The sequence below is a fragment of the Amycolatopsis sp. genome, from assembly GCF_035546795.1.
GTDB lineage: Bacteria > Actinomycetota > Actinomycetes > Mycobacteriales > Pseudonocardiaceae > Amycolatopsis_E.
This window is the reverse complement of record NZ_DASZWC010000004.1, coordinates 229,808-249,994: the sequence shown is the minus strand read 5'-3', so window position 1 is coordinate 249,994 and position 20,187 is coordinate 229,808. Positions and strand designations below refer to the sequence as shown.

Genomic DNA, 20,187 nt, shown 5'->3' with positions numbered 1-20,187 from the left:
GCCGGGCTAAGCGATCGCTTAGGTCCGATACTGGGAAGACTGTCCGTCGCAGGGAGGCGTAATGCAGGAACCGTTGTTCGGCTCGGTCGACGAGGTGGTCGAACGCCTTGCGGAGGCCGGTTACCTCGCCTCCACCCCGATCGCCACCACGGTGTTCCTTGCCGATCGTCTCGGCAAGCCGCTGCTGGTCGAAGGGCCTGCGGGCGTCGGCAAAACAGAGCTGGCACGGGCGCTCGCCGAGGCCACCGGCAGTGAACTGATCCGCCTCCAGTGCTATGAGGGCATCGACGAAGCCCGCGCGCTGTACGAGTGGAACCACGCCAAGCAGCTCCTGCGCATCACCGCCGGCCGGGACGAGCACTGGGCGGACACCCGCGACGAGGTGTTCAGCGAGGAGTTCCTGCTTCCGCGCCCACTGCTCAAGGCGATCCGCAACACCGACCCGACCGTCCTGCTGATCGACGAGACCGACAAGTCCGACGTCGAGATGGAAGGCCTGCTGCTCGAGGTGCTCGGCGACTTCCAGGTCACCGTGCCCGAACTCGGCACCATCACCGCCAGCCGCCGGCCGTTCGTGCTGCTCACCTCGAACGCGACGCGCGAGCTTTCCGAGGCGCTCAAACGGCGCTGCCTGTTCCTGCACCTGGACTTCCCGGCGCCGGACCTGGAACGCGACATCGTCACGCTCAAGGTCCCGGGCCTCGACCGGCGGCTCACCGAATCGCTCGTGCGGGTGGTCGGCGCGCTGCGTTCGATGGATCTGCGCAAGGCGCCGTCGATCGCGGAGAGCGTCGACTGGGCGCGCACGCTGCTCGCGCTCGGCGCGGACACCCTCGACGAGCAGGTCGTCGAGGCCAGCCTCGGGGTGATCCTCAAGTACCAGGCCGATCACCGCAAGGCCGCCGCCGAGCTGCGCCTGGACCAGCTGCTGGACCCGGCGTCCTGATGTCCGGGCTGCCGCACCGGCTGGTCGAGTTCGTCGGATCCCTGCGGGAGCACGGGATCGCGGTCGGCCCCGGGGAAACGGTGGACGCGGCCGCGGCCGTGGACGTGCTGGGCCTGGCCGATCGCGAGCAGCTCCGGGCGGCGCTGGCCGCGACGGTGCTGCGCCGGTCCGGGCAGCGGGCGACGTTCGACGCGCTGTTCGACCTGTTCTTCCCGGTCGCGGTCGGCAAGGCGGAAACCGGTGCGGAGGAAGACGATCTGCCTTCGCTGCGGGAAAGTCTCGTGCGCGCGCTGGCCGAGGGCGACGACGAACGGCTGCGCGCGCTGGCTTCGTCCGGCGTCGAGGTGTTCGGGCAGTACGGCACGTTCGGGCAGAGCGGTTCCGGTGGCGGCGGGATGAGCGGCTGGTCGGCCTACCAGACGCTGGAACGGGTCCGCCCGGACGCGCTGCTGAACCGGGTGCTCGCGGCGATCCGGGGTGCGCCGCAGGACGGGATGGGCGAAGGGCTCGCGCAGCAGGAAGCTCGTGCGGGCATCGCGCGGTTCCGCGAGTACGTGCAGGCCGAAGCGCGGCGGCGGACGGCGGAATACCGTGGCCGTGACCGGATCGCGCGCCATGCCGTTGCGCCGCAAACGGATCTGGTCAGTTTCACCAACGCCAACCGGGACCAGCTCGCGGAACTCCGCCGCACGATCCAGCCCCTGTCCCGCAAGCTCGCGACCCGGCTGGCCGCCCGTCGCCGCCGAGCCCGGCGCGGGCAGATCGACCTGCGCCGCACGCTCCGGCGTTCGCTGGCCACCGGCGGCGTCCCGATGCGTCCGGCGATGCGGAACCGCAAGCCGGGACGGCCGGAACTGGTGCTGTTGTGCGACATGTCGGGCTCTGTCGCGGGATTCGCACAGTTCACGCTGTTGCTGGTGCAGGCGCTGGCCGACCAGTTCAGCAAGGTGCGCACGTTCGCCTTCGTCGAGCTGACCGACGAGATCACCGAACTCGTCACCAGCGACGCGGCCGATCCCGAGGGTCTCGCGCGGCGCATCCTCACCGAGGCGCGGTTGACCAGGTGGGGGATGAGCAGCGACTACGGGGACTCGCTGGCGAGCTTTGTCGACGGCTGGATCGACGTCGTCGGCCCGCGCACCTCCGTGCTGATTCTCGGAGACGGGCGGACCAACGGCGGGGACCCGAACCTGGCGGCGGTGCGCCGGATCGCGGACAAGGCCAAGCACGTGTATTGGCTGAACCCCGAATCGCGTTCGTCGTGGGGGACCGGCGATTCGGCGGCGCTGGAGTACGGGCGCGTGGTGCCGATGCACGAATGCCGCAACCTGCGTCAGCTCACCCAGCTGGTCACCGACCTGCTGCCGGGCTGAGCGACAAAGCGCCGATCGTGCGCCGGTTTTCCAGTGCCGCGTGGGCATCCGCGGCTTTGGCGAGCGGGTAGGTGCCGGCGAGCAGTGGGACGAGCTTGCCTGCCGCGGCGGACTCCAGGGCTTTCCTCGCGAGGGCCCGCTGTTCCTCGGCGGGCTGGGTGAACAGGCTGTGCAGGGGCCTCAGTACCGAATCGGATTCGGTCCACCTGCCCGACGTGAACCCGTAGATGCCGAAGCGTCCGGTGCAGGTTTCGAGCGCCTGCTTGCCAAGTTCGCCGCCGATCGCGTCGAGCACGACGTCCGCGCGCAGGCCCGTGAACCAGTCCGGTTTCCGGTAGTCCACCACGACATCCGCGCCCAGACCGGCGACCGCGGCGTCTTTTTCAGGGCCACCCGCGGCACCGATCACCTTGGCCCCGCGGGCTTTCGCGAGCTGCACAAGTAGCGACCCGACCCGGCCCGCGGCAGCGGTGATCAGCACTGTCTCACCGCCGGTGAGGCCCATGACTTCGAGCATTCCCTCCGCGAGGTAACCCGCTTGGAAGACCGCGAGAGCTTGCGCCAGGGGAAGCCCCGCCGGGACTGGGAAGATCTCGGTGACCCGGGCGAATTCGGCGTAGCCGCCCGTGTTTCCGACGGTGGTGGCGACAACCTGTTGTCCGACAATACTTTCGTCCGTCCCGCGCCCGACTGCCACCACCTGCCCGCCGACCTCGATGCCGGGCGTGTAGGGCAGCTCGAACGGAAACCGGCCGGATCGCACGATCACGTCGCCGAAGACCACTCCGGCCAGATCGACGGCCACCAGCGCCTCACCCGGCCCCGGCGTCGGCTTGCCGACATCTTCGAGCCGGAGCACCTCGGGCAGGCCGACCTCGCGGACACGGATTGCACGCATTTTCGTTGACTCCTCTGCTGGAACGAGACACTGTGTCTCCATTCAGGCAGCGCGGTGGAGGCGGGACAAGCGGCAAACCCGGGTGGTTGTCCCGTCCTGGACAAGGAGCGAAAATTGTCTCGCGAGAACGTGCGGGTGCGCCGGACCCGGAAACTGTTGCGGGAGGCGCTCATCGAGCTGATCGAGGAGCGCGGGTTCGAGTCGGTGACGGTCGGGGCGATCACCGAGCGCGCACTGGTCAGCCGCGCCGCGTTCTACCGCAACTACCGGGACAAGTACCACCTGGTCGAGCAGATCTTCGACGATGCGATGGCAGAGCTGCTCGGTCTGGTGGAGGGCGGATCGACCGGTTCGCGGTGGGTGGCGTTCTTCCGGCATCTGGACGAGCACCACCGGTTCTACCTGGCGATGCTCGGCAAGGACGGCAGCTCCTGGTTCGCCGGGCGGATGCGGGCGTCCATGGCGGAGATGACCACCGTGCACCTGGCTCCGCAGCAGGCCGGAGACCTGGTGCCGAGCGTGCTGGGCGCGATGTTCGTGCAGACCATCACGTGGTGGCTGGAGCACGGTCGCCCACTGCCGCCCGCCGACATCGCCGCCCGCGCCGCCACCCTCGCCGCCGCGGTGATCAAGACCGAGCAGTGAACGAGTTCAGGCCGGGGTGAACAGCGACAGCTCGGACGCTTCGCGCTCGAAGTGAAGCAGGCTGCGCTTCACGTCGATGCCGCCGCCGTAGCCGGTCAGGTCACCGGTCGAGCCGATCACGCGGTGGCAGGGCACCACGATGCTCACCGGGTTCTTCCCGTTGGCCAGCCCGACCGCGCGCGAGGCCGTCGGACGGCCGATGTGCTGCGCCAGCTCGCCGTAGGAAATCGTTTCGCCGTAAGGAATTTCCTGCAGCGCGGCCCAGACCGTCCGCTGGAAGGGCGTGCCGTTCAGGCGTAAGGGAAGCTCGAACTCGGTACGCTGGCGGGCGAAGTACTCCTGCAGCTGCTCGGCCACCTGCGGCAGCCCGCCCTCGACGTACTCGCCGAACCGCTCCTGTGGCGGCATGTGACGATGCTCACGCAGGTAGATTCCACTCAGGTCACCGTCCTCGCCGACCAGCGTCAGCGGGCCGACGGGACTGTCCACAACGGTAAACATGTTTTCAGCATGGCCCTTCGAACGCCCGGGGGCTGGCGGAAAAACGACACCGCCGTCCGGAAAGGAAAACGAGTGCTGTTCACCGCCGAGGAGTACCTGTTCTTCACCGATCGCGCCCTCGACGGGATGGTCCGCGTGCTGGAAGATCTCGGTGACGAGCTGGTCAACCAACGCCCGGAGCTGCCCGGCGCGAACAGCCCGTACGTCATTGTCAACCACAGCCTCGGCGTACTGGGCTTCTGGGTCGGCAGGCTGGTCGCCGGCCGCCCGGTCGAACGCGATCGCGAAGCGGAGTTCCACGCGACGGGCACCGTCGCCGAGATCGTCGCGCGGGTGCGGGAGGCGCAGCAGCAACTCCGCGCCGACGTCGCCGCGGCCGACCCGCGTGCACCGCTACGCGAGGACGCGCCCCCGAAGTACGTCGGTACCCCGGTAGGCCGCACGCAAGGCGCGGCGCTGCAACACGCTTACGAGGAGCTGGCGCAGCACCACGGCCAGCTGGAAATCACCAGGGATGTGCTCCAAGCCTGACCACGCAAGCGCTTGCGGGCCCCCGCGCGCCCAGCCGCCGCCCGGCGGTGCGATAGCGAGCCTTCTCGCGGCAGCCCCGCCACGCGACCAACCGCCACCTGGCGGCGAAAGCCGGCGCGTTTCCACCACGGCCACCACGCATCCAGCTGCCGCTGGGCAGTGAAAGCCGAGGCGTTTCCCCACGGCCAGCTCGCCACGACGCATCCAACTGCCGCTCGGCAGTGAAAGCCGGCGCGTTTCCAAAGCCAGCCTCGCCGCGCATCCAACCGCCGCTCGGGAGCGAAAGCCGCGCGTTTCCACGTCACCCACCGCCGCGCACCCAACCGCCGCTCGGCAGCGAAACCCAGCGCGTCTCCCCACGGCCAGCCCACCACGATGCACCCAGCCGCCGCCCGGCAACGAAAGCCGCGGCTCCCCACGCCCAGCCCCACCCCCGCCCCGATCCCCAGCCGCTCTTGCGGTTGCGTGCTCGAGTCAAGGCATCTTTCCCGCCTTGACGCGAGTGCGGAACCGCGAACACTCAAAGATCGGGGCGGGGGTGGGGCCACACAGCGCGCTCCGCGCGCGTCCGTTGCTGTCGCAGTGCGCCCAGCAAGGGAAAAAGATCAAGAGAACTCCTCGCCGGAGGGGCTGGCTCCAGGATGACCAGGGGCCCGTAGCTCGGCTCACGCAAGCACGTGGGTGGGTGGGGGAGTTGGGTGTCGTCCCGTCGCCTACTCCCAGGAGTATCACTTTCAGTCAGGCCCGCAATCTTGCGTTGTCGGCTGCGCGCTGAGAGCGGAGGTGCGGGCCTGACTCAAAGTGATTTCGGGGTCGCAGGCGACGGGACGACACCCAACTCAGGCGGGTGCCTTACGCGTACAGCCAATCCGTGTACCCATGCACGGCGGGCAGCGTCGTCAGCAGTTCGTTCCGCAGCAGCGCACCCACGCCATCGGTGTGCCAGATGTCGCCCCAAATCCGCGCCGTGCTCTGCACCTTCGCCGTGCGTGGTGCGCGGGCGGCGTTGAACGCGGCGAGTGCCTTGTCCCAGTCGCCATCGGACTTCGTCGCCTCGGCGGCCAGTGTGTGCGCGTCCTCGATCGCCTGGCAGGCGCCCTGCGCGAGGTACTGCAACATCGGGTGCGCCGCGTCACCCGTCAGCACGAGCCGTCCGGAAACCCAGTTCGGGATGGGCAACCGGTCGAACATCGGCCACCGGCGATCACGCCAGAGCGAAGACAGCGAGCGCCGCACGTGCTCGCTGCACCCGGCGAACGCCTCCTCCAGTTCCCCCGGGCCACCCCAATCTTCCTCCCCACGGCCGAAAGCCGGGCTGGCGAAAACCGCGACCTGGTTGAACATCTCCCCACGCCGCAGGCCGTACTGCACAAGGTGACAGCGCGGGCCGATCCACGCGATCACGTCGTCCAGGCTGACCTCGGTAGGCATGTCCGCCAGCGGGATCGCGCCCCGGTAGGCGACGTAACCGGAACAGACCGGCTCGTCGTCGGACAGCGCACGGCGCAGTTTCGACGTGAGCCCGTCGGCCGCGACCGCCACCTTGCTCTCGAAAACCGTGCCGTCGGCGCAATAGGTGAACGCGGTGTCCTCGGTGCTGTCCACCCGTTCCACCGTCCGGTTGTTCTCCAGCGCGACCCCGGCCCGCCGGCACGCGTCGACCAGAATGCGGTGCAGGTCGCTGCGGTGCACCACGATGTACGGCGCGTGGTAGCGCTCGCGGAAATCCCCGGTCAGGTCGGCGGCCACGAGTTCCCGGCCGGACACCGCGTCCGCGAGCAGCAGCCGGCTGGGGAGCACCCCGGCGTCGGCCACTTCGTCGAGCAGGCCCCATTCTTCGAGGATCCGGGTGGCGTTCGGGGCCAGCTGCAGGCCGGCACCGACCTCGCCGAACTCCGCCGACCGCTCCAGCAGCCGGACCGAATGCCCGGAGGTGGCCAGCGCGTAGGCGGCAGAGAGACCACCGATCCCGCCACCGGCGACGAGTACGTCTTCACTCATTTTTCGTTGTCCTTAAAGCCAGCGGGCGAGTTCGGGCCCGTCGATAGCGCCCCGCCCGGCCAGCCAGCGGCACAGCTCGGCGGAGTCGGCGGCCACGACCGTGGGCTCTTCGTTCCCCCGGTCGATGCGCCATTCACGGTCCGTGTCCTCGGCGCGCAACAGCAAGGCCGGTCCCTGGTCACGTTGGGCCCGCAGGGTCACGTTGTCGGTGATCAGCGCTTCTAGCAGCGCCACCGGGAAATCCCGGAAATCCTTGCCGGTGCCCAGATCCACGGTGTGGATCCACACCTCGCGCACCCGCATCCACGGGATTTCGTCCGCGGTGACCGTCCTGCCCTGTGCGGTGCGCACCTCACTGTCCCAAGAGGACAGTCCGGCGAGCTCGGTGCGTAGCCGGTCGTCGGTCTCCCGGACGAGATCGCGCAGTTCGAGCGCCAAGAGCCTGCTGCCCGCTTCGATCTCGCTGTCCCGGGCTTCCGCGCTCGCATACATCGGGGTTTCTTCCCCGGTGCGCGCCCAGTGCACCAACCGGGAAAGCGCTTTCGCGTTGTACCCGACGTGTGCCACCAGGTGTGCCACGGTCCAGCCGGGTAATGCCGTGTCGTCGCCGAAGTCGCTGTCCCGCACCGTTTCCAGCTCCGCGAGGAAGAGTTCCGACCCCTCGTCCAGCCACGCGAGCCGCTGCGCCAGGTCGCTCATTTGCGCCCCCGTGCGGTGTTGACCAGTTCACCGATGCCGGTGATCCGGGTGGTGAGCACGCTGCCGTCGGTGAGGTAGCGCGGTGGTTTGCGCGCGTGCCCGACGCCGCCCGGGGTGCCGGTCGCGATGACGTCGCCGGGGCGCAGGGTGATGATCTTCGAGATGTAGGAGACCAGCTCGGCCGGGCCGAAGACCAGGTTGCCGATGCCGGCCTTCTGCACCGGCTCGCCGTCGACCTCGCAGGTCATCTCGGCGTCGGCTGGCAGCTCGTCCGGGGTGACGAGCACCGGGCCGAGCGGGGTGGTGGCCTCGAAAGTCTTGCCCTGCAACCACTCCTTCGTGCGGAACTGGTAGTCACGGGCGGTCACGTCGTTGAGCACCGAGTATCCGGCGATCGCCGCGCGGGCCTGATCGAGGCCGGCGTCGCGGACGGTCGTGCCGATGATCACCGCCAGCTCGGCCTCCCAGTCGATCGCGTCGGAGACCGCGGGCAGCTCGATGTCGTCACGCGAGCCGATCAGCGCGTCGGCGAACTTGGCGAACAGCGTGGGGTACTCCGGGAGCTCCCGACCCATTTCCAGGATGTGGTTGCGGTAGTTGAGCCCGACGCAGAAGATCTTGCCCGGCTCGGGAACCACCGGCGCGTAGTCCACAGTGGACAACCGGTGCGTGCGGCCGGACGCGTTCGCGGCGCGCTCACGCCAGTTCGGCTCGCTCAGCAGTTCACGGACGTCCCTCGCGCCGACTTCGACGGCGGCGTCACCGTCCACCCGGACGGCCGCGTGCCCGCCATCGGTACGGATCGTGGCCAGCTTCATCGGGTGATCTCCTCACGGTATTGGTGCAGGCGCTCGAAAACGGGGGTGTCGGCGAAGCGGAACAGGTCCAGCTCGCTCTCCGCGCGCAGGGTCAGCGGCACCCACGACGGTACGACGAACAGGTCGCCGCGGCCGACGCGGGTTTCCTTGCTGCCCAGTACAACGGTGCCCTCGCCGTCGAAGACCTGCCAGACGGCGGAACCCACCTCGCGTTTGGTCGCGGTCCCGGTGCCGGCGCGCAGCCGGTGGAACTCCGCGCGAATGGTCGGCATGACGTCACCGCCGGTGGTCGGGTTGGTGTAGCGGATGGCGGCGTGCCCGGGCTCGACGACACCGGGGTGCCCCTCGTCCTCCAGCGCCAGCTGCTCGCGCAGCGCACGATCCGTGTGTTCCCAACGGTAAGCCGCGATCGGGGAGCTGGGCCGTTCGTCCAAACCGGACAGTGGGCGCAGGCCGGGGTGTGCCCACAGCCGCTCCGAGCGGGAGACGTCCGGAGTGGTCCAGTCGGTCACCTCGTCCGAGCCGAACTCGAAGAACGCGGTGTCGGTGTAGTGCACGAGCGGGATGTCGAGGCCGTCGATCCACGCCATCGGCCGGTCGGTTTCGTTGTGGTGACCATGGAAATGCCAGCCAGGAGTGAGCAGGAAGTCCCCGCGGCGCATCGCCACCGGGTCACCGTTGACCACGGTCCACACGCCTTCGCCCTCGACGACGAAGCGGAACGCGTTCTGGCTGTGCCGGTGTTCCGGGGCGACTTCGCGCGGGCCGAGGTACTGGATCGCGCTCCACAGCGTGGGCGTCGTGTACGGGCGCCCGTCGAGGCCGGGGTTGGCCAGCGCGATCGCCCGCCGCTCGCCGCCACGGCCGACCGGGACGAGTTCTCCGGCGCGTTCGGCCAGCGGCAGCAACGTGTTCCACTTCCAGATGTGTGGCATGGCCTTGGCGGTGGGCGACATCGGCATCAGATCACCGGTCTGCGTCCACAGCGGAATCATGTGCTCGGACTTGAAATCGCGGTAGAGCCGGTCCAGGGCGGCGGTCTCCTCCGCGGTAGCCACGTTGCTCGCGTTCATGTCCCCAACATAGGAAGTGTTCTTCGCTGCGGTAATACAATTCTGCTATGAGGAACAAGCCGCCGTACGCCCTTGACTCGGTCGACAACGCGCTCCAGCTGATCCACCTGTTGCGCGACCAGGGCAAACTGCGTGTCACCGACGCGGCGGCCGAGCTCGGGATCGGCCGCTCCACGGCGCACCGGTTGCTGGCGATGCTGGTGTACCGCGGCTTCGCCGAGCAGGACGAGACCCGCGGCTACCTCCCCGGCCCGGCGCTTACTGCCGGCTCACCCTTGGACGGCGACCTCGCGCGGTTGCGGGCCGCCGCGAGCCCGGCGATGGAGCGGTTGTGCGAGCGGGTCGAGGAGACCGTCAACCTGATGGTCCGGGTCGGCACGCAGTGCCGGTTCGTGGCGAGCGTGGAGTCGAACCAGATCCTGCACGTCGGCGACAGGCGCGGCACCATCCTCCCGGCCGCGCGGACCTCGGGCGGAAAAGCGCTGCTGGCACAGATGAAACCGGCTGAGGTCGCCACGCTGTACGGCATGGGCACGGCGGACCCGGGGCTGTCGGAGGCGGAGTGGGACGGGCTGCTGGGGGAGTTGAAGGTGGTCCGCCGCCGCGGCTACGCGACCAACCCGGAGGGCACGGAGGCCGGCTTGCACGCCGTGGGCATGGCCCTGCGCGGGGTGGACGGCGAGTACGTCGCGGCCTTGTCGGTCGCGATGCCGAGCGCGCGGTATTCGAGGCAGCGCGTGGGCGTGCTGGTGCCGGAGCTGCGCGCCGCCGTGGACGCGGTGGAGGGTTCCTGACGTACCCTACGAGAACGTAAGTTCTCCCAGAACAGGAACGACGATGGATCGCGAGACCGCGCAGGCGCGGCTGCTCGACGCGGCCGAGGAGCTGTTCTACGCCCGGGGCATCCGGACGGTCGGCATGGACGACATCCGCTCGGCCTCCGGGGTCTCGCTCAAGCGGTTGTACCAGGTTTATCCGGCCAAGGAACACCTGGTGGAAGCCTATCTCGAACGTCGCGACGCCCGGTGGCGCGCACGCCTGGCCGAGCACGTCGAGCAGCACGAGGATCCGCGTCGCCGGATTCTCGCCGTCTTCGACTGGCTGCACCTCTGGTTCCAGGAGCCCGGTTTCCGCGGCTGCGCCTGGATCAACGCCTATGGCGAGCTCGGCGCGGTTTCCGAGGCCGTCGCCCGCCAGGCCCGGCGGCACAAGACCGCGTTCCGCCAGTACCTCGGCGAGCTGGTCGCCGCGGCAGGCAGCCCGCCGGAGCTGACCGCGAGCCTGTTCCTGATCGCCGAAGGCGCCATGGTCACCGCGGGGATTTTCGGCGGCGCCGAACCCGCCGAGCAGGCGAGAACAGCGGCCGCGGCGCTACTGGGCTGAACCCTGTTCGGCCATTCGGACGCGGCAGGCCGGGTAACGCTGACTGGTCACCCCGCCGTTCCCCGCGTACCGTCAGTGACCAGGGCATATGTCGCGACACCGGGAGGGCACCCGCGATGCGATCGATGTGGAAGGGTTCCGTTTCGTTCGGTTTGGTCACCATTCCGATCCACCTCTACGCGGCCACCGAGAACAAGAACGTTTCGCTGCGTCAGGTGCACGCTGCCGACGGTGGCCGGGTCCAGTACAAGCGGTACTGCTCGATCGAGAACGTCGAAGTGCCTTACAGCGAGATCGCCAAGGGGTACGAGCTCGACGACGGCGAGATGGTCGTGATCACCGACGAGGACCTGGAGAGCCTGCCGCTGTCCAGCTCCAACGTGATTGACGTGCTGGAGTTCGTCCCGCTGGAGGCGATCGACCCGCTGCACTACGACCGGCACTACTACCTGGAGCCGCAGAAGGCCGCGCTCAAGCCGTACGTGCTGCTGCGCGACGCGCTGCAGAAGTCCGGCAACGTGGCGATCGCGAAGGTCGCGCTGCGCCAGCGCGAGTCGCTGGCGCTGCTGCGCGTGCACGCCGACGTGCTGGTGATGACCACGATGCTGTGGCCGGACGAGGTGCGCACCCCGGATTTCGGCTTCCTGAACGAGGAAGTCCCGCAGGTGCGCCCCCAGGAGCTGACCATGGCGGGCTCCTTGATCGACTCCTTGTCCGAGCCGGTGTTCGACCCCGGCAAGTACCACGACAGCTACCGCGAGGCGCTCGAATCGCTGATCGAGGCCAAGGTTGCCGGCCAGGACACCGCGAAACTGCCGAAGAAGGCGGCGAAATCCGACGTGGTGGACCTCATGGCCGCGCTGGAGGCCAGCGTTTCCGAGGCGAAGAAGGCCCGCAAACCGGCCGCCCGCAAGAAGGCCCCGGCGAAGAAGCCGGCCACTACCAGGCGCTCACCCAAGAGCGCCTGAAGACACGCCGGGCCCAGCCTCCCCGGCTCCCCGTCGAGCGGGTGATACCAAGGTGGCATGGAGTGCATCAGCTGCTCGGCCGGGTTGGACCACTGCCACGGCACCCTGGTCCTGCACACCGACGACGTCGTGGAGTGCACCGAACCCGGCTGCCGTGACTTCGACCGGATCCGGCACACCCTGACCATCACCTGCGCCGACGTGGACGGTGGCTGCCACTGCACCGCCGAACTCGTCGTCGAGGAGTACGCGCACGCCTCCTGACGGGCCCGTCAGTGCACGGTCAGTGCACGGTCAGGGCCTTCGTCGAACCTCGGTTCACCACCGAGAACGACGAAGGAGCCGATCGTGCGGAACACCCGAATCCTCATCTCCGGCGCCAGCATCGCCGGGCCCACCGCCGCCTTCTGGCTCAACCGCCGCGGCTTTTCCACGACAGTCGTCGAGCGCGCTCCGGCTTTGCGTGCGGGCGGCCAGGCGGTCGACTTCCGCGGCAACCAGATGGACGTGCTCCGGCGGATGGGCCTGCTGGACGAGGTCCGCCGCCACCAGACCGGGATGGGCCCGCAACTCGTGCTCGACGAGAGCGGCAAGCAGGTCGCGGCGATGCCGCCCGAGTTCATCAGCGGCGAGGTCGAGATCCTGCGGGGCGACCTGAACCGCATCCTCTACGACGCGACCAAGGCCGGCACCGAGTACGTCTTCGGCGACTGGATCACTTCGCTGACCGAGGTGGCTGACGGCGTCGAGGTGACCTTCGCGCACGGGGCGCCCCGCAAGTTCGACCTGGTCATCGGCGCCGACGGGCTGCACTCCGGGGTGCGGGCGCTGGCCTTCGGCCCGGAGCAGCAGTTCCGCAAGGACACCGGCTACCACTTCGCCGGTTTCACCGCGCCGAACCACCTCGGCCTCGACCGCACCGGCCTGATCTACAACGTGCCGGCGCGCGGGATCATGGTCGGCAGCAAACCCGGTAATGCCACCGTCAACGTGGGGCTGTGGTTCTCCGAAGCCGGTCTCGGCTACGACCGGCGCGATGTCGGGCAGCAGAAGAAGATCGTCCGCGAGCTGTACCGGGGGATCGGCTGGGAGATGCCGAAGCTGCTCGACGCGCTGGACAACGCTGACGACCTGTACTTCGACACGCTCTGCCAGATGCACCTGGAGCACTACACGAAGGGCCGGGTCGCGCTGGTCGGCGACGCAGGCTGGGGGGCCGGGCCGGGCGGGGGCGGCACCGGGCTGGCGATGATGTCGGCGTACGTGCTGGCCGGCGAGCTGGCCGCGGCCGGGGGCGATCACACTGTTGCTTTTCCGCGCTACGAAACGGAAGTGCGGCCCGCCGCGGAAGCGGGGCTGAAGCAGGCGGCCAACGCCGGCCCGTTCCTGGCGCCGCCCACCACGGTCAAGATCCGGCGGCGCAACCGCAGTTACAAGCTGCTGTTCCGGCAGCCACTGCTCTCGCTGTTCCTGCGGATGGCGGTCAAAGCCGCGAACACGTTGTCGCTCAAGGACTACTGTGCTGTTCGTTACTGATCCGACTACAGTCACGGCGGAAACAGGTCTCTATGAGCAGATCGGCTGCGGATCCGTGTCCGCCTACTTCCGGTCGGATCAGTAACCAACGTCACGGCGTCGGCGAAGGTCATGGTGCGGCCTTCCTCGTAGGAGCGCCGGTGGGCCCCGACCTGATCCCGGACCCGGGTGACGTCGGGGTCGTCCGCCACCGAATGGCCGCGCAACGCGTCGGCGAGGCCCAGCAGGCGGGCGGCGCGGTCCCCGTCGCCCTCGCGCAGCACCAGCCCGGCGTAGGCCTGCAGCGCGTCCACGAGGTACGTGTGGAACTGCAGGCCCAGCGTCAGGTCGATGGATTCCCGGTGCAGTGCGCCCGCCCGGTCGAGATCGCCTTCCGCCTCGGCGATCCGCGCCTGCGCTGTCAGCACCTTGGTGCGGGCGCTCGCGCTTTGCCAGTCGGGCCCGCACTCCGCGAGCGCCTTTTCGTACCAGCGCTTGGCTTCGGCGGTTTCACCACGCTGCCGGGCCAGCTCCCCGAAACCGAGGTGCGCCAACGCAAGCGTCGCTGCGACCCCGGCGCGCCGCGCCAACTCCGCCGAGCGCTCATACCCGGCGGCGGCCGCGCGCGGGTCGTCGTAGCGCAGGCGATCCGCGCGGCGATACCACAACTCGGCCAGCTCCTCGATCGCGCCGAGTTCCCCGACCAGTTCGATGGCTTCGTCGGTGAGGGCGACCGCGTGTTCGCGTTGGCCGCGGTAGTCCGCGAGGGTGGCCATCCCGTCGAGCACCTGCGCCATGCCCCAGCGGTCGCCGACCGAGCGGAACCGCTCCAGCGACGCGTTCAGCTCCGGCTCGGCGGCGTCGATGTCCCCGTTGAACAGCTTCAGGTAGCTCATCGAGAAATGTCCGAGCGCCACGAACCACGGATCCTCGGTCTCCGCGAACCGCTCCTGGATCGTGGTCTGCGGTGCGTCCGGGCTCGGCGGGCCGCCGTAGAGCGCCCAGGCCACCAGCAGGTACGGCTGCCGCACCGGCAGGTCCAAGGTCGCCATGATCGTTTCCAGCCTGCGCAGGTGTTCGTCCACGTCGGACGGTCCCGCGCTGAGTACGGTCAGCGCGTACTCCTCTTCCAGGCCCGCCGGCACCTCATCACCCAGGATCTCCAGCAGCTGCCCGGCCAGCGGAATGATCTCGCCGAGCACGCCGTGCAGCCGCCAGTACGTGGTCAGCGCGCCGATCAGCTGCAACGCCAGCCTCGGCTCGGCCGTGACCGACCAGCGCAAAGCGGCGTGCAGGTTCGCGTGCTCGGCCGACAACCGTGCCAGCCACTCCAGCTGTTCGGACCTGCGCAGGTGGCCGTCCGCGACGCGGCCGAGTTCGAGGAAGTATTCGGCGTGCGCACGGGCGAACCGCTCGCGTTCGCCCGCCTCGTCGAGCCTTTCCGCGCTGTACACGCGGATGGTCTCCAGCATCCGGAACCGGCCGCCCGAGGTTTCCAGCAGCGATTTGTCGACCAGTTCGGTGAGCACGTCCTCGGTGTCCTCTTCGGACAGTCCGCTGACCGCCGCGGCCGAGGCGACGGTGGCCCCGCCCGTGAACACGGCCAGGCGCCGGGCGAGTTCCTGTTCCTCGGCGCTGAGCAGGCCCCAGCTCCACTCCACCACCGCGCGCAGGGTCTGATGCCGCGGCGCGGCCGTGCGGCTTCCGCGAGAGAGCACGCGGAACCTGTCTTCGAGCCGGGTTTCCAGCTGCGCCAAGGGAATCGTGCGCAGCCGGGCGGCGGCCAGCTCGATCGCCAGCGGGAGCCCGTCGAGCGCGGCACAGATCCGCCGCACCGTTTCCTCGTCCAGATCGATGTGCGGAGCGACGGCTGCGGCGCGCTCGGTGAACAACCGCACCGCCGGAACTGCCGACAACGGAGGAAGCGGGCACAGCGCTTCGCCGGTGATCGTCAGCGGTTCCCGGCTGGTGGCCAGAACCTGTACGCCCGCGCACGCGGACAGCAGGCGGTGTACCAGCTGCGCGGCGTCCGCGATCACCTGTTCACAGTTGTCGAACACGAGCAGGATCCGGCGATCGGTCAGCGCGGAGACGATGCGCCGCACGGGATCGGCCTGCCCTGGAGCGCCGAACAGACTCGTGTCGCGCAACCCGAGCGCGCCCAGAACCGCTTGCGGCAGCTCGGATCCATCGCGCACGGCGGCGAGATCGACGAAACAGACCTCGCTGCCCGCCCGCCCGGCGGACTCGATCGCGAGCCGCGTCTTTCCGGCGCCACCTGGGCCGGTGAGCGTGACCAGCCGGGATGTGCGCAACAGCTCGCCGACCCGGTCGAGTTCGTCGTCGCGGCCGACGAAACTGGTGAGCTGCGCGGGAACCCCGGCGCCGCGCACGGGCTCGGCCCGCAGCACGGCGAGGTGCGCCTCGGCCAGTTCCGGAGACGGGTCGGCGCCGAGTTCGTCCGCCAGGTTCCGCCGGATCCCCTCGAACGCGGCGAGCGCCTCGGCCTGGCGGCCGGAGCTGTTCAGCGCGCGCATCAACAGGCTGTGCACGCGTTCACGCAACGGGTGCGCTTTCGCCAGCTCCTGGAGTTCGGGAACGAGCGACTCGGCGCCACCACCGGCGAGAACGGCGTCGGCGTGGTCCTCGATCGCGGTGAGGCGAAGCTCCTCCAGCCGCGCGGCCTGTGGCTCGGCGAAGGGGGCTTCGATGTCGGCAAGCGCGGGCCCGCGCCAGAGCGCAAGCGCCTCGCCCAAGACGGCAGCGTCGTCCGTTTCGCGGGCCAGCCGTGTGAAGCGGTGTACATCGACGCTGTCAGGGTCGACGGTGAGGCGATACCCGGCCGGCGTCAGCTCGATCAGCTCACCGCCGAGCTTGCGGCGAAGCCGGGAAACCTGTGCCTGCAAGGCATTCGCGGCTTCCTTGGGTGGTTGTTCGCCGTACAGCCCATCGATCAGCCGGTCCGTGCTGACCACGTGACCAGCGTCCAGCAACAGCAGGGCCAGCAGCGCTCGCGGCCGCGGACCGCCGACGGCGACCGGACTGCCGTCGGCGGCGCGGACCTCCGTCTCCCCGAGCAGGCCGAACCACATGCGCTCAACCTAGCGGACGAGGTTCGCCAGCGACGCACCTTTCGCGAACCGCGCCAACTGCTCCTCGACCAGGCGTTTCGCCCGCGGGTAGAAGGAGTCGGAGCCACCGGCGACGTGCGGGGTGATGATCACCCCGTCCTGTGTCCACAAAGGATGGTCGGACGGGAACGGCTCCGGGTCGAGCACGTCAAGCGCCGCCCGGATCCGGCCGGCCGACACCTCGGCGGTGAGCGCCTCGACATCGATCGCCGTGCCGCGGCCGACGTTGACCACCAGCGCGCTGTCCGGCAGCGCGGCGAGCTCCTTCGCGCCGATGATGCCGCGCGTCTGCGGGGTGTCCGGCAGTACGAGGACCACGATGTCGGCCTCCGGCAGGAGCGCGGACAGCTCGTCGATCCCGTGCACCCCCGGCCGGGCCTTGCTGGCGACAGGCACAACCTCGGCCTCGCCCGCCACCAGGTAACGCTCGATGGCCTTGGCGATCGAGCCGTACCCGACGAGCAGCACCCGGCAGTCGGCGAGCGAACGCGTGTGTCCCCGGCTCCACGAGCCGCTCGGCTGCTGCCGGAACCAGCGCGGCAGGTCGCGTTGCGCGGCGAGGATCAGCGCCAGGGTGTGCTCGGCGACGCTGAGATCGTGCAGGCCGCGGCCGTTCGCCAGCGCCACGCCTTCCGGCAGCACTGGGAGGATGTCGTCGTAGCCGGCGTTGAGCGTCTGCACCGCCTTGAGCGCGGGCAGCCGGGGGATCAGCTTGCGCGGTTCGGCGCCGCTGTCGTACGGGAGTACGTAGAACTCCACGTCGTCGACATCTTGCGGCGCGGCTCCGGAGCCGTCGTAGTGCACGGCGGTGAGTCCGGCGGGCACCCGGAGATCGGACCAGGGCAGTAGTACACGAGCCATGACCCCATTCAACCTGGCCGGATAACCGGTTGAGGAGGGTACGGGAGGGTTGACTAGTCTGGGGCGAACGTCTATGCGCCCGTGCGCGACCCGAGGAGTACCCCAAGTGATCACCAGGATGTCGTCGCTGTTCCTTCGCACCCTGCGTGAGGACCCGGCGGACGCCGAAGTGCCCAGTCACAAGCTGCTGGTGCGCGCAGGCTACGTCCGCCGCGTCGCCCCGGGCGGGTACAGCTGGCTGCCGCTGGGCATGCGGGTGCTGCGCAACATCGAGCGCGTGGTCCGCGAGGAGATGGACGCGATCGGCGGGCAGGAGCTGCAGTTCCCCGCGCTGCTGCCCCGCGAGCCGTACGAGAAGACCGGCCGCTGGACCGAGTACGGCGACAGCCTGTTCCGGCTCAAGGACCGCAAGGGCGCGGACTATCTGCTCGGCCCGACGCACGAGGAGCTGTTCGCGCTCACCGTGAAGGGGGAGTACAGCTCCTACAAGGACTATCCGGTCGTGCTCTACCAAATCCAGACCAAGTACCGCGACGAGGCGCGGCCCCGGGCGGGCATCCTGCGCGGGCGCGAGTTCGTCATGAAGGACTCGTACTCGTTCGACCTCGACGACGAGGGCTTGGAGCGCTCGTACCAGCTGCACCGCGGCGCGTACATCCGGATCTTCGACAGGCTCGGCCTCGACTACGTCATCGTGGCCGCCACCTCGGGCGCGATGGGCGGTTCGGCGTCGGAGGAGTTCCTCGCGGTCGCGCCGACCGGCGAGGACACCTACGTCCGCAGCACCGAGTCCGGCTACGCGGCCAACGTCGAGGCCGTGGTCACCCCCGCGCCGCCCGCGCGTGCCGTCGAGGGGCTGCCCGAGGCGCACGTGCACCACACGCCCGGCACGCCGACCATCGCGACGCTGGTGGAGTTCCTCAACGACCAGGCCGGGCTCGGCCGCACCTTCACCGCCGCGGACACACTGAAGAACGTGATGGTGAAGATCCGGCAGCCCGGGGCGAAGGAATGGGAGATCCTCGGCATCGGGATCCCCGGGGACCGCGAGGTGGACGAGAAGCGGCTCGAGGCCTCGCTCGAACCGGCCGAGGTCGCGCTGCTCGAGGAGTCCGACTTCGCCGGGAACCCGTTCCTCGTAAAGGGTTACATCGGGCCGAAGGCGTTGCAGGACAACGGAATCCGCTACCTGGTCGACCCGCGCGTGGTCACCGGCACGGCGTGGGTCACCGGCGCGGACAAGGTCGACCACCACGTGGTGGACCTCGTCGCGGGCCGCGACTTCACCCCGGACGGCACCGTCGAGGCCGCCGAGGTGCGCGAGGGTGACGCCTCACCGGACGGGCACGGCACCCTGGTCGCCGCGCGTGGCATCGAGATCGGGCACATCTTCCAGCTCGGCCGCAAGTACACGAACGCGTTCGAGGTGGACGCGCTCGGCCCGGACTCCAAGCCGGTCCGGATCACCATGGGTTCGTACGGCGTCGGCGTGTCGAGGCTGGTCGGCGTGATCGCCGAGCAGCACCACGACGAGCTGGGCCTGGTGTGGCCGCGCGTCGTCGCGCCGGCGGACGTGCACGTGGTGATCGCGGGTAAGGACGAGTCGGTTTCCGCCGGCGCGGAAAAGCTCGCGGCGGAGCTGGACACGGCCGGCGTGCGTGTCCTGCTGGACGACCGCAAGGCTTCGCCCGGCGTGAAATTCGCCGACGCGGAGCTGATCGGTGTCCCGACGATCCTCGTGGTCGGCCGCGGCCTGGCCAACGGTGTCGTCGAGGTGAAGGACCGCGCCACCGGTGAGCGCCAGGAAGTCCCGGTCACCGACGCGGTCGCCCACCTGGTGAAGCTCGTCCAGTCGTAGTCCGGGCGCTGAGAAAGCGCTGAGCCTCGCTCAGCCGGAAGTCACCGCGCGACAGAACGGGGTCGAGCCGGGCGGAGTGGTCGAACCGGTCGGCAACTTCTCGGCGAAGCAGATGCGCCGCGGGGTGGACGTGCTCGGCCGCGAAGGCTGATCGGGCGGAACCTCGCGGCGAAGCGGCTCGCCCGCACGTCGCCGCCGATCGCCGAGCGGCGCGCAATAGGCAAAAGGGACGCCGCGGAGCGGACCGGAACCGCCGCGCTGGCTTTGGTCGAGGGGCGTCGCGCCTTCAGTTGAGGATGGCGTCCAGCACCGCCGGAGTGTCGGAAAGGTCCTCGAAGGTGATGTGGGCGCCGGCATCGCGAAGGGCGTCCCCATCGAACTTCCCGGTGGCCACGGCGATGGCGCGGGCGCCGTGGGCGAGCGCGGCGTCGATGTCGTGCGGGGTGTCGCCGATGACCACCACCGCGTCGGCCGCGAAGGGGCTGTGCCGGGCGCTCGCCTGCTCGACGGCGTGAGCCACCAGGTCCGGCCGGTACGCCGAAAGCGAGCCGTACCCGCCGATTTCGAAGTCCAGCTGCCGGTGCAGATCGAACGCGGAAAGCTTGTGCCAGGCCACTTCCCGCAGGTTCCCGGTCACCAGCGACTGCACCGCCCGCCCGTCAAGGCCGGCGAGCGCCGCCGCGGCCCCGGGCAGCGCCAGCCCGCGTGACGGTAGCGTCGGCACGGCCTGCGCGGACACGTCGACCAATGCCGCCCATACCTTCTGGACCAGCTCCTCCGTCGGCTCGATCCCGTGCGCACGCAGCACTTCCGACGTGATCGCCCGCTCGGTGCGCCCGAACAGGGGCGGCATCCTGGTCATCGTCACGCCCACTACCTCGGCCAGCACCTGCGAGTACCAGTCCCGCCCGGCGCCGCGCAGGTCGATGAGCGTCTGATCGATGTCCCACAGCACAAGTCTCACGTCCATGACGGTACCGGGCATT

The 20,187-nt window shown here is 69.5% G+C and carries 19 protein-coding genes; 10 read left to right on the top strand and 9 right to left on the bottom strand.

What is annotated here, in order from left to right; genetic code table 11:
- Nucleotides 1–61: 61 nt before the first annotated feature.
- Nucleotides 62–946 (top strand): MoxR family ATPase, encoded by an 885-nt coding sequence (locus VHD82_RS06370; protein ID WP_325697967.1) that lies wholly within the window; start codon nt 62–64, stop codon nt 944–946.
- Nucleotides 946–2,319 carry a vWA domain-containing protein gene (locus tag VHD82_RS06365; RefSeq protein ID WP_325697965.1) on the top strand — a complete coding sequence of 458 codons (1,374 nt, stop codon included), beginning with the start codon at nt 946–948 and terminating at the stop codon, nt 2,317–2,319. Before VHD82_RS06370 ends, VHD82_RS06365 begins: the two co-directional genes overlap by 1 nt.
- On the opposite strand, the gene VHD82_RS06360 is transcribed toward VHD82_RS06365, so the two are convergent.
- Nucleotides 2,297–3,217, bottom strand: coding sequence for a zinc-binding dehydrogenase (locus VHD82_RS06360; RefSeq protein ID WP_325697963.1), 921 nt, complete (start codon nt 3,215–3,217; stop codon nt 2,297–2,299). The genes VHD82_RS06365 and VHD82_RS06360 overlap by 23 nt on opposite strands.
- Nucleotides 3,218–3,331: 114 nt before the next feature.
- Here VHD82_RS06360 and VHD82_RS06355 point away from each other — a divergent pair, with 114 nt between their 5' ends.
- A complete protein-coding gene (locus VHD82_RS06355) occupies nt 3,332–3,862 on the top strand; it encodes a TetR/AcrR family transcriptional regulator (protein ID WP_325697961.1) in 531 nt (176 codons plus the stop codon).
- A gap of 6 nt (nt 3,863–3,868) precedes the next feature.
- On the opposite strand, the gene VHD82_RS06350 is transcribed toward VHD82_RS06355, so the two are convergent.
- Nucleotides 3,869–4,363 carry a methylated-DNA--[protein]-cysteine S-methyltransferase gene (locus VHD82_RS06350; RefSeq protein ID WP_325697959.1) on the bottom strand — a complete coding sequence of 165 codons (495 nt, stop codon included), beginning with the start codon at nt 4,361–4,363 and terminating at the stop codon, nt 3,869–3,871.
- A gap of 9 nt (nt 4,364–4,372) precedes the next feature.
- Between VHD82_RS06350 and VHD82_RS06345 the strand changes: the two genes are divergently transcribed.
- Entirely contained in the window at nt 4,373–4,894 is a 522-nt protein-coding gene (locus tag VHD82_RS06345) for a DUF664 domain-containing protein (protein ID WP_325697957.1), read from the top strand.
- A gap of 852 nt (nt 4,895–5,746) precedes the next feature.
- On the opposite strand, the gene VHD82_RS06340 is transcribed toward VHD82_RS06345, so the two are convergent.
- Genes VHD82_RS06340 through VHD82_RS06325 form a run of 4 tightly spaced genes read right to left on the bottom strand, consistent with a single transcriptional unit; the run spans nt 5,747 to nt 9,485 of the window.
- The gene (locus VHD82_RS06340) at nt 5,747–6,895 is read right to left on the bottom strand and encodes an FAD-dependent oxidoreductase (protein ID WP_325697955.1); all 1,149 of its coding nucleotides are present in this window, start codon (nt 6,893–6,895) and stop codon (nt 5,747–5,749) included.
- 12 nt (nt 6,896–6,907) lie between these two features.
- Entirely contained in the window at nt 6,908–7,594 is a 687-nt protein-coding gene (locus tag VHD82_RS06335; RefSeq protein WP_325697953.1) for a maleylpyruvate isomerase family mycothiol-dependent enzyme, read from the bottom strand.
- Nucleotides 7,591–8,412 carry a fumarylacetoacetate hydrolase family protein gene (locus VHD82_RS06330; RefSeq protein ID WP_325697951.1) on the bottom strand — a complete coding sequence of 274 codons (822 nt, stop codon included), beginning with the start codon at nt 8,410–8,412 and terminating at the stop codon, nt 7,591–7,593. Before VHD82_RS06330 ends, VHD82_RS06335 begins: the two co-directional genes overlap by 4 nt.
- Nucleotides 8,409–9,485, bottom strand: coding sequence for a cupin domain-containing protein (locus VHD82_RS06325; protein WP_325697949.1), 1,077 nt, complete (start codon nt 9,483–9,485; stop codon nt 8,409–8,411). Before VHD82_RS06325 ends, VHD82_RS06330 begins: the two co-directional genes overlap by 4 nt.
- Nucleotides 9,486–9,532: 47 nt before the next feature.
- Here VHD82_RS06325 and VHD82_RS06320 point away from each other — a divergent pair, with 47 nt between their 5' ends.
- From VHD82_RS06320 to VHD82_RS06300, 5 genes are all read left to right on the top strand, one after another.
- Entirely contained in the window at nt 9,533–10,279 is a 747-nt protein-coding gene (locus tag VHD82_RS06320; protein WP_325697947.1) for an IclR family transcriptional regulator, read from the top strand.
- Nucleotides 10,280–10,322: 43 nt separating this feature from the next.
- Nucleotides 10,323–10,868: a TetR/AcrR family transcriptional regulator gene (locus tag VHD82_RS06315; protein ID WP_325697945.1), complete on the top strand. Its 546-nt coding sequence runs from the start codon at nt 10,323–10,325 to the stop codon at nt 10,866–10,868.
- Between the two features lie 116 nt (nt 10,869–10,984).
- Entirely contained in the window at nt 10,985–11,836 is an 852-nt protein-coding gene (locus VHD82_RS06310; protein WP_325697943.1) for a Ku protein, read from the top strand.
- A gap of 57 nt (nt 11,837–11,893) precedes the next feature.
- Nucleotides 11,894–12,100 carry a hypothetical protein gene (locus VHD82_RS06305; RefSeq protein ID WP_325697941.1) on the top strand — a complete coding sequence of 69 codons (207 nt, stop codon included), beginning with the start codon at nt 11,894–11,896 and terminating at the stop codon, nt 12,098–12,100.
- Nucleotides 12,101–12,184: 84 nt separating this feature from the next.
- Nucleotides 12,185–13,372 (top strand): FAD-dependent monooxygenase, encoded by a 1,188-nt coding sequence (locus VHD82_RS06300; RefSeq protein WP_325697939.1) that lies wholly within the window; start codon nt 12,185–12,187, stop codon nt 13,370–13,372.
- Between the two features lie 11 nt (nt 13,373–13,383).
- On the opposite strand, the gene VHD82_RS06295 is transcribed toward VHD82_RS06300, so the two are convergent.
- Nucleotides 13,384–16,443 carry a BTAD domain-containing putative transcriptional regulator gene (locus VHD82_RS06295; protein WP_325697937.1) on the bottom strand — a complete coding sequence of 1,020 codons (3,060 nt, stop codon included), beginning with the start codon at nt 16,441–16,443 and terminating at the stop codon, nt 13,384–13,386.
- 9 nt (nt 16,444–16,452) lie between these two features.
- Nucleotides 16,453–17,343: a 2-hydroxyacid dehydrogenase gene (locus VHD82_RS06290; RefSeq protein WP_325697935.1), complete on the bottom strand. Its 891-nt coding sequence runs from the start codon at nt 17,341–17,343 to the stop codon at nt 16,453–16,455.
- Between the two features lie 106 nt (nt 17,344–17,449).
- Between VHD82_RS06290 and VHD82_RS06285 the strand changes: the two genes are divergently transcribed.
- Entirely contained in the window at nt 17,450–19,201 is a 1,752-nt protein-coding gene (locus VHD82_RS06285; protein WP_325697933.1) for a proline--tRNA ligase, read from the top strand.
- A gap of 286 nt (nt 19,202–19,487) precedes the next feature.
- Here the strand turns inward: VHD82_RS06285 and VHD82_RS06280 are convergent, their stop codons facing one another.
- Nucleotides 19,488–20,171 carry an HAD family hydrolase gene (locus VHD82_RS06280; RefSeq protein ID WP_325697931.1) on the bottom strand — a complete coding sequence of 228 codons (684 nt, stop codon included), beginning with the start codon at nt 20,169–20,171 and terminating at the stop codon, nt 19,488–19,490.
- Nucleotides 20,172–20,187: the final 16 nt, after the last annotated feature.

Coding starts and splice junctions, on each gene's coding strand:
- VHD82_RS06315 (WP_325697945.1), top strand. CDS start 10,323: ATGGATCGCGAGACCGCGCAGGCGCGGCTGCTCGACGCGGCCGAGGAG.
- VHD82_RS06305 (WP_325697941.1), top strand. CDS start 11,894: ATGGAGTGCATCAGCTGCTCGGCCGGGTTGGACCACTGCCACGGCACC.
- VHD82_RS06290 (WP_325697935.1), bottom strand. CDS start 17,343: ATGGCTCGTGTACTACTGCCCTGGTCCGATCTCCGGGTGCCCGCCGGA.
- VHD82_RS06330 (WP_325697951.1), bottom strand. CDS start 8,412: ATGAAGCTGGCCACGATCCGTACCGATGGCGGGCACGCGGCCGTCCGG.
- VHD82_RS06335 (WP_325697953.1), bottom strand. CDS start 7,594: ATGAGCGACCTGGCGCAGCGGCTCGCGTGGCTGGACGAGGGGTCGGAA.
- VHD82_RS06360 (WP_325697963.1), bottom strand. CDS start 3,217: ATGCGTGCAATCCGTGTCCGCGAGGTCGGCCTGCCCGAGGTGCTCCGG.
- VHD82_RS06320 (WP_325697947.1), top strand. CDS start 9,533: ATGAGGAACAAGCCGCCGTACGCCCTTGACTCGGTCGACAACGCGCTC.
- VHD82_RS06310 (WP_325697943.1), top strand. CDS start 10,985: ATGCGATCGATGTGGAAGGGTTCCGTTTCGTTCGGTTTGGTCACCATT.
- VHD82_RS06280 (WP_325697931.1), bottom strand. CDS start 20,171: ATGGACGTGAGACTTGTGCTGTGGGACATCGATCAGACGCTCATCGAC.
- VHD82_RS06295 (WP_325697937.1), bottom strand. CDS start 16,443: ATGTGGTTCGGCCTGCTCGGGGAGACGGAGGTCCGCGCCGCCGACGGC.
- VHD82_RS06340 (WP_325697955.1), bottom strand. CDS start 6,895: ATGAGTGAAGACGTACTCGTCGCCGGTGGCGGGATCGGTGGTCTCTCT.
- VHD82_RS06365 (WP_325697965.1), top strand. CDS start 946: ATGTCCGGGCTGCCGCACCGGCTGGTCGAGTTCGTCGGATCCCTGCGG.
- VHD82_RS06350 (WP_325697959.1), bottom strand. CDS start 4,363: ATGTTTACCGTTGTGGACAGTCCCGTCGGCCCGCTGACGCTGGTCGGC.
- VHD82_RS06325 (WP_325697949.1), bottom strand. CDS start 9,485: ATGAACGCGAGCAACGTGGCTACCGCGGAGGAGACCGCCGCCCTGGAC.
- VHD82_RS06370 (WP_325697967.1), top strand. CDS start 62: ATGCAGGAACCGTTGTTCGGCTCGGTCGACGAGGTGGTCGAACGCCTT.
- VHD82_RS06345 (WP_325697957.1), top strand. CDS start 4,373: ATGGCCCTTCGAACGCCCGGGGGCTGGCGGAAAAACGACACCGCCGTC.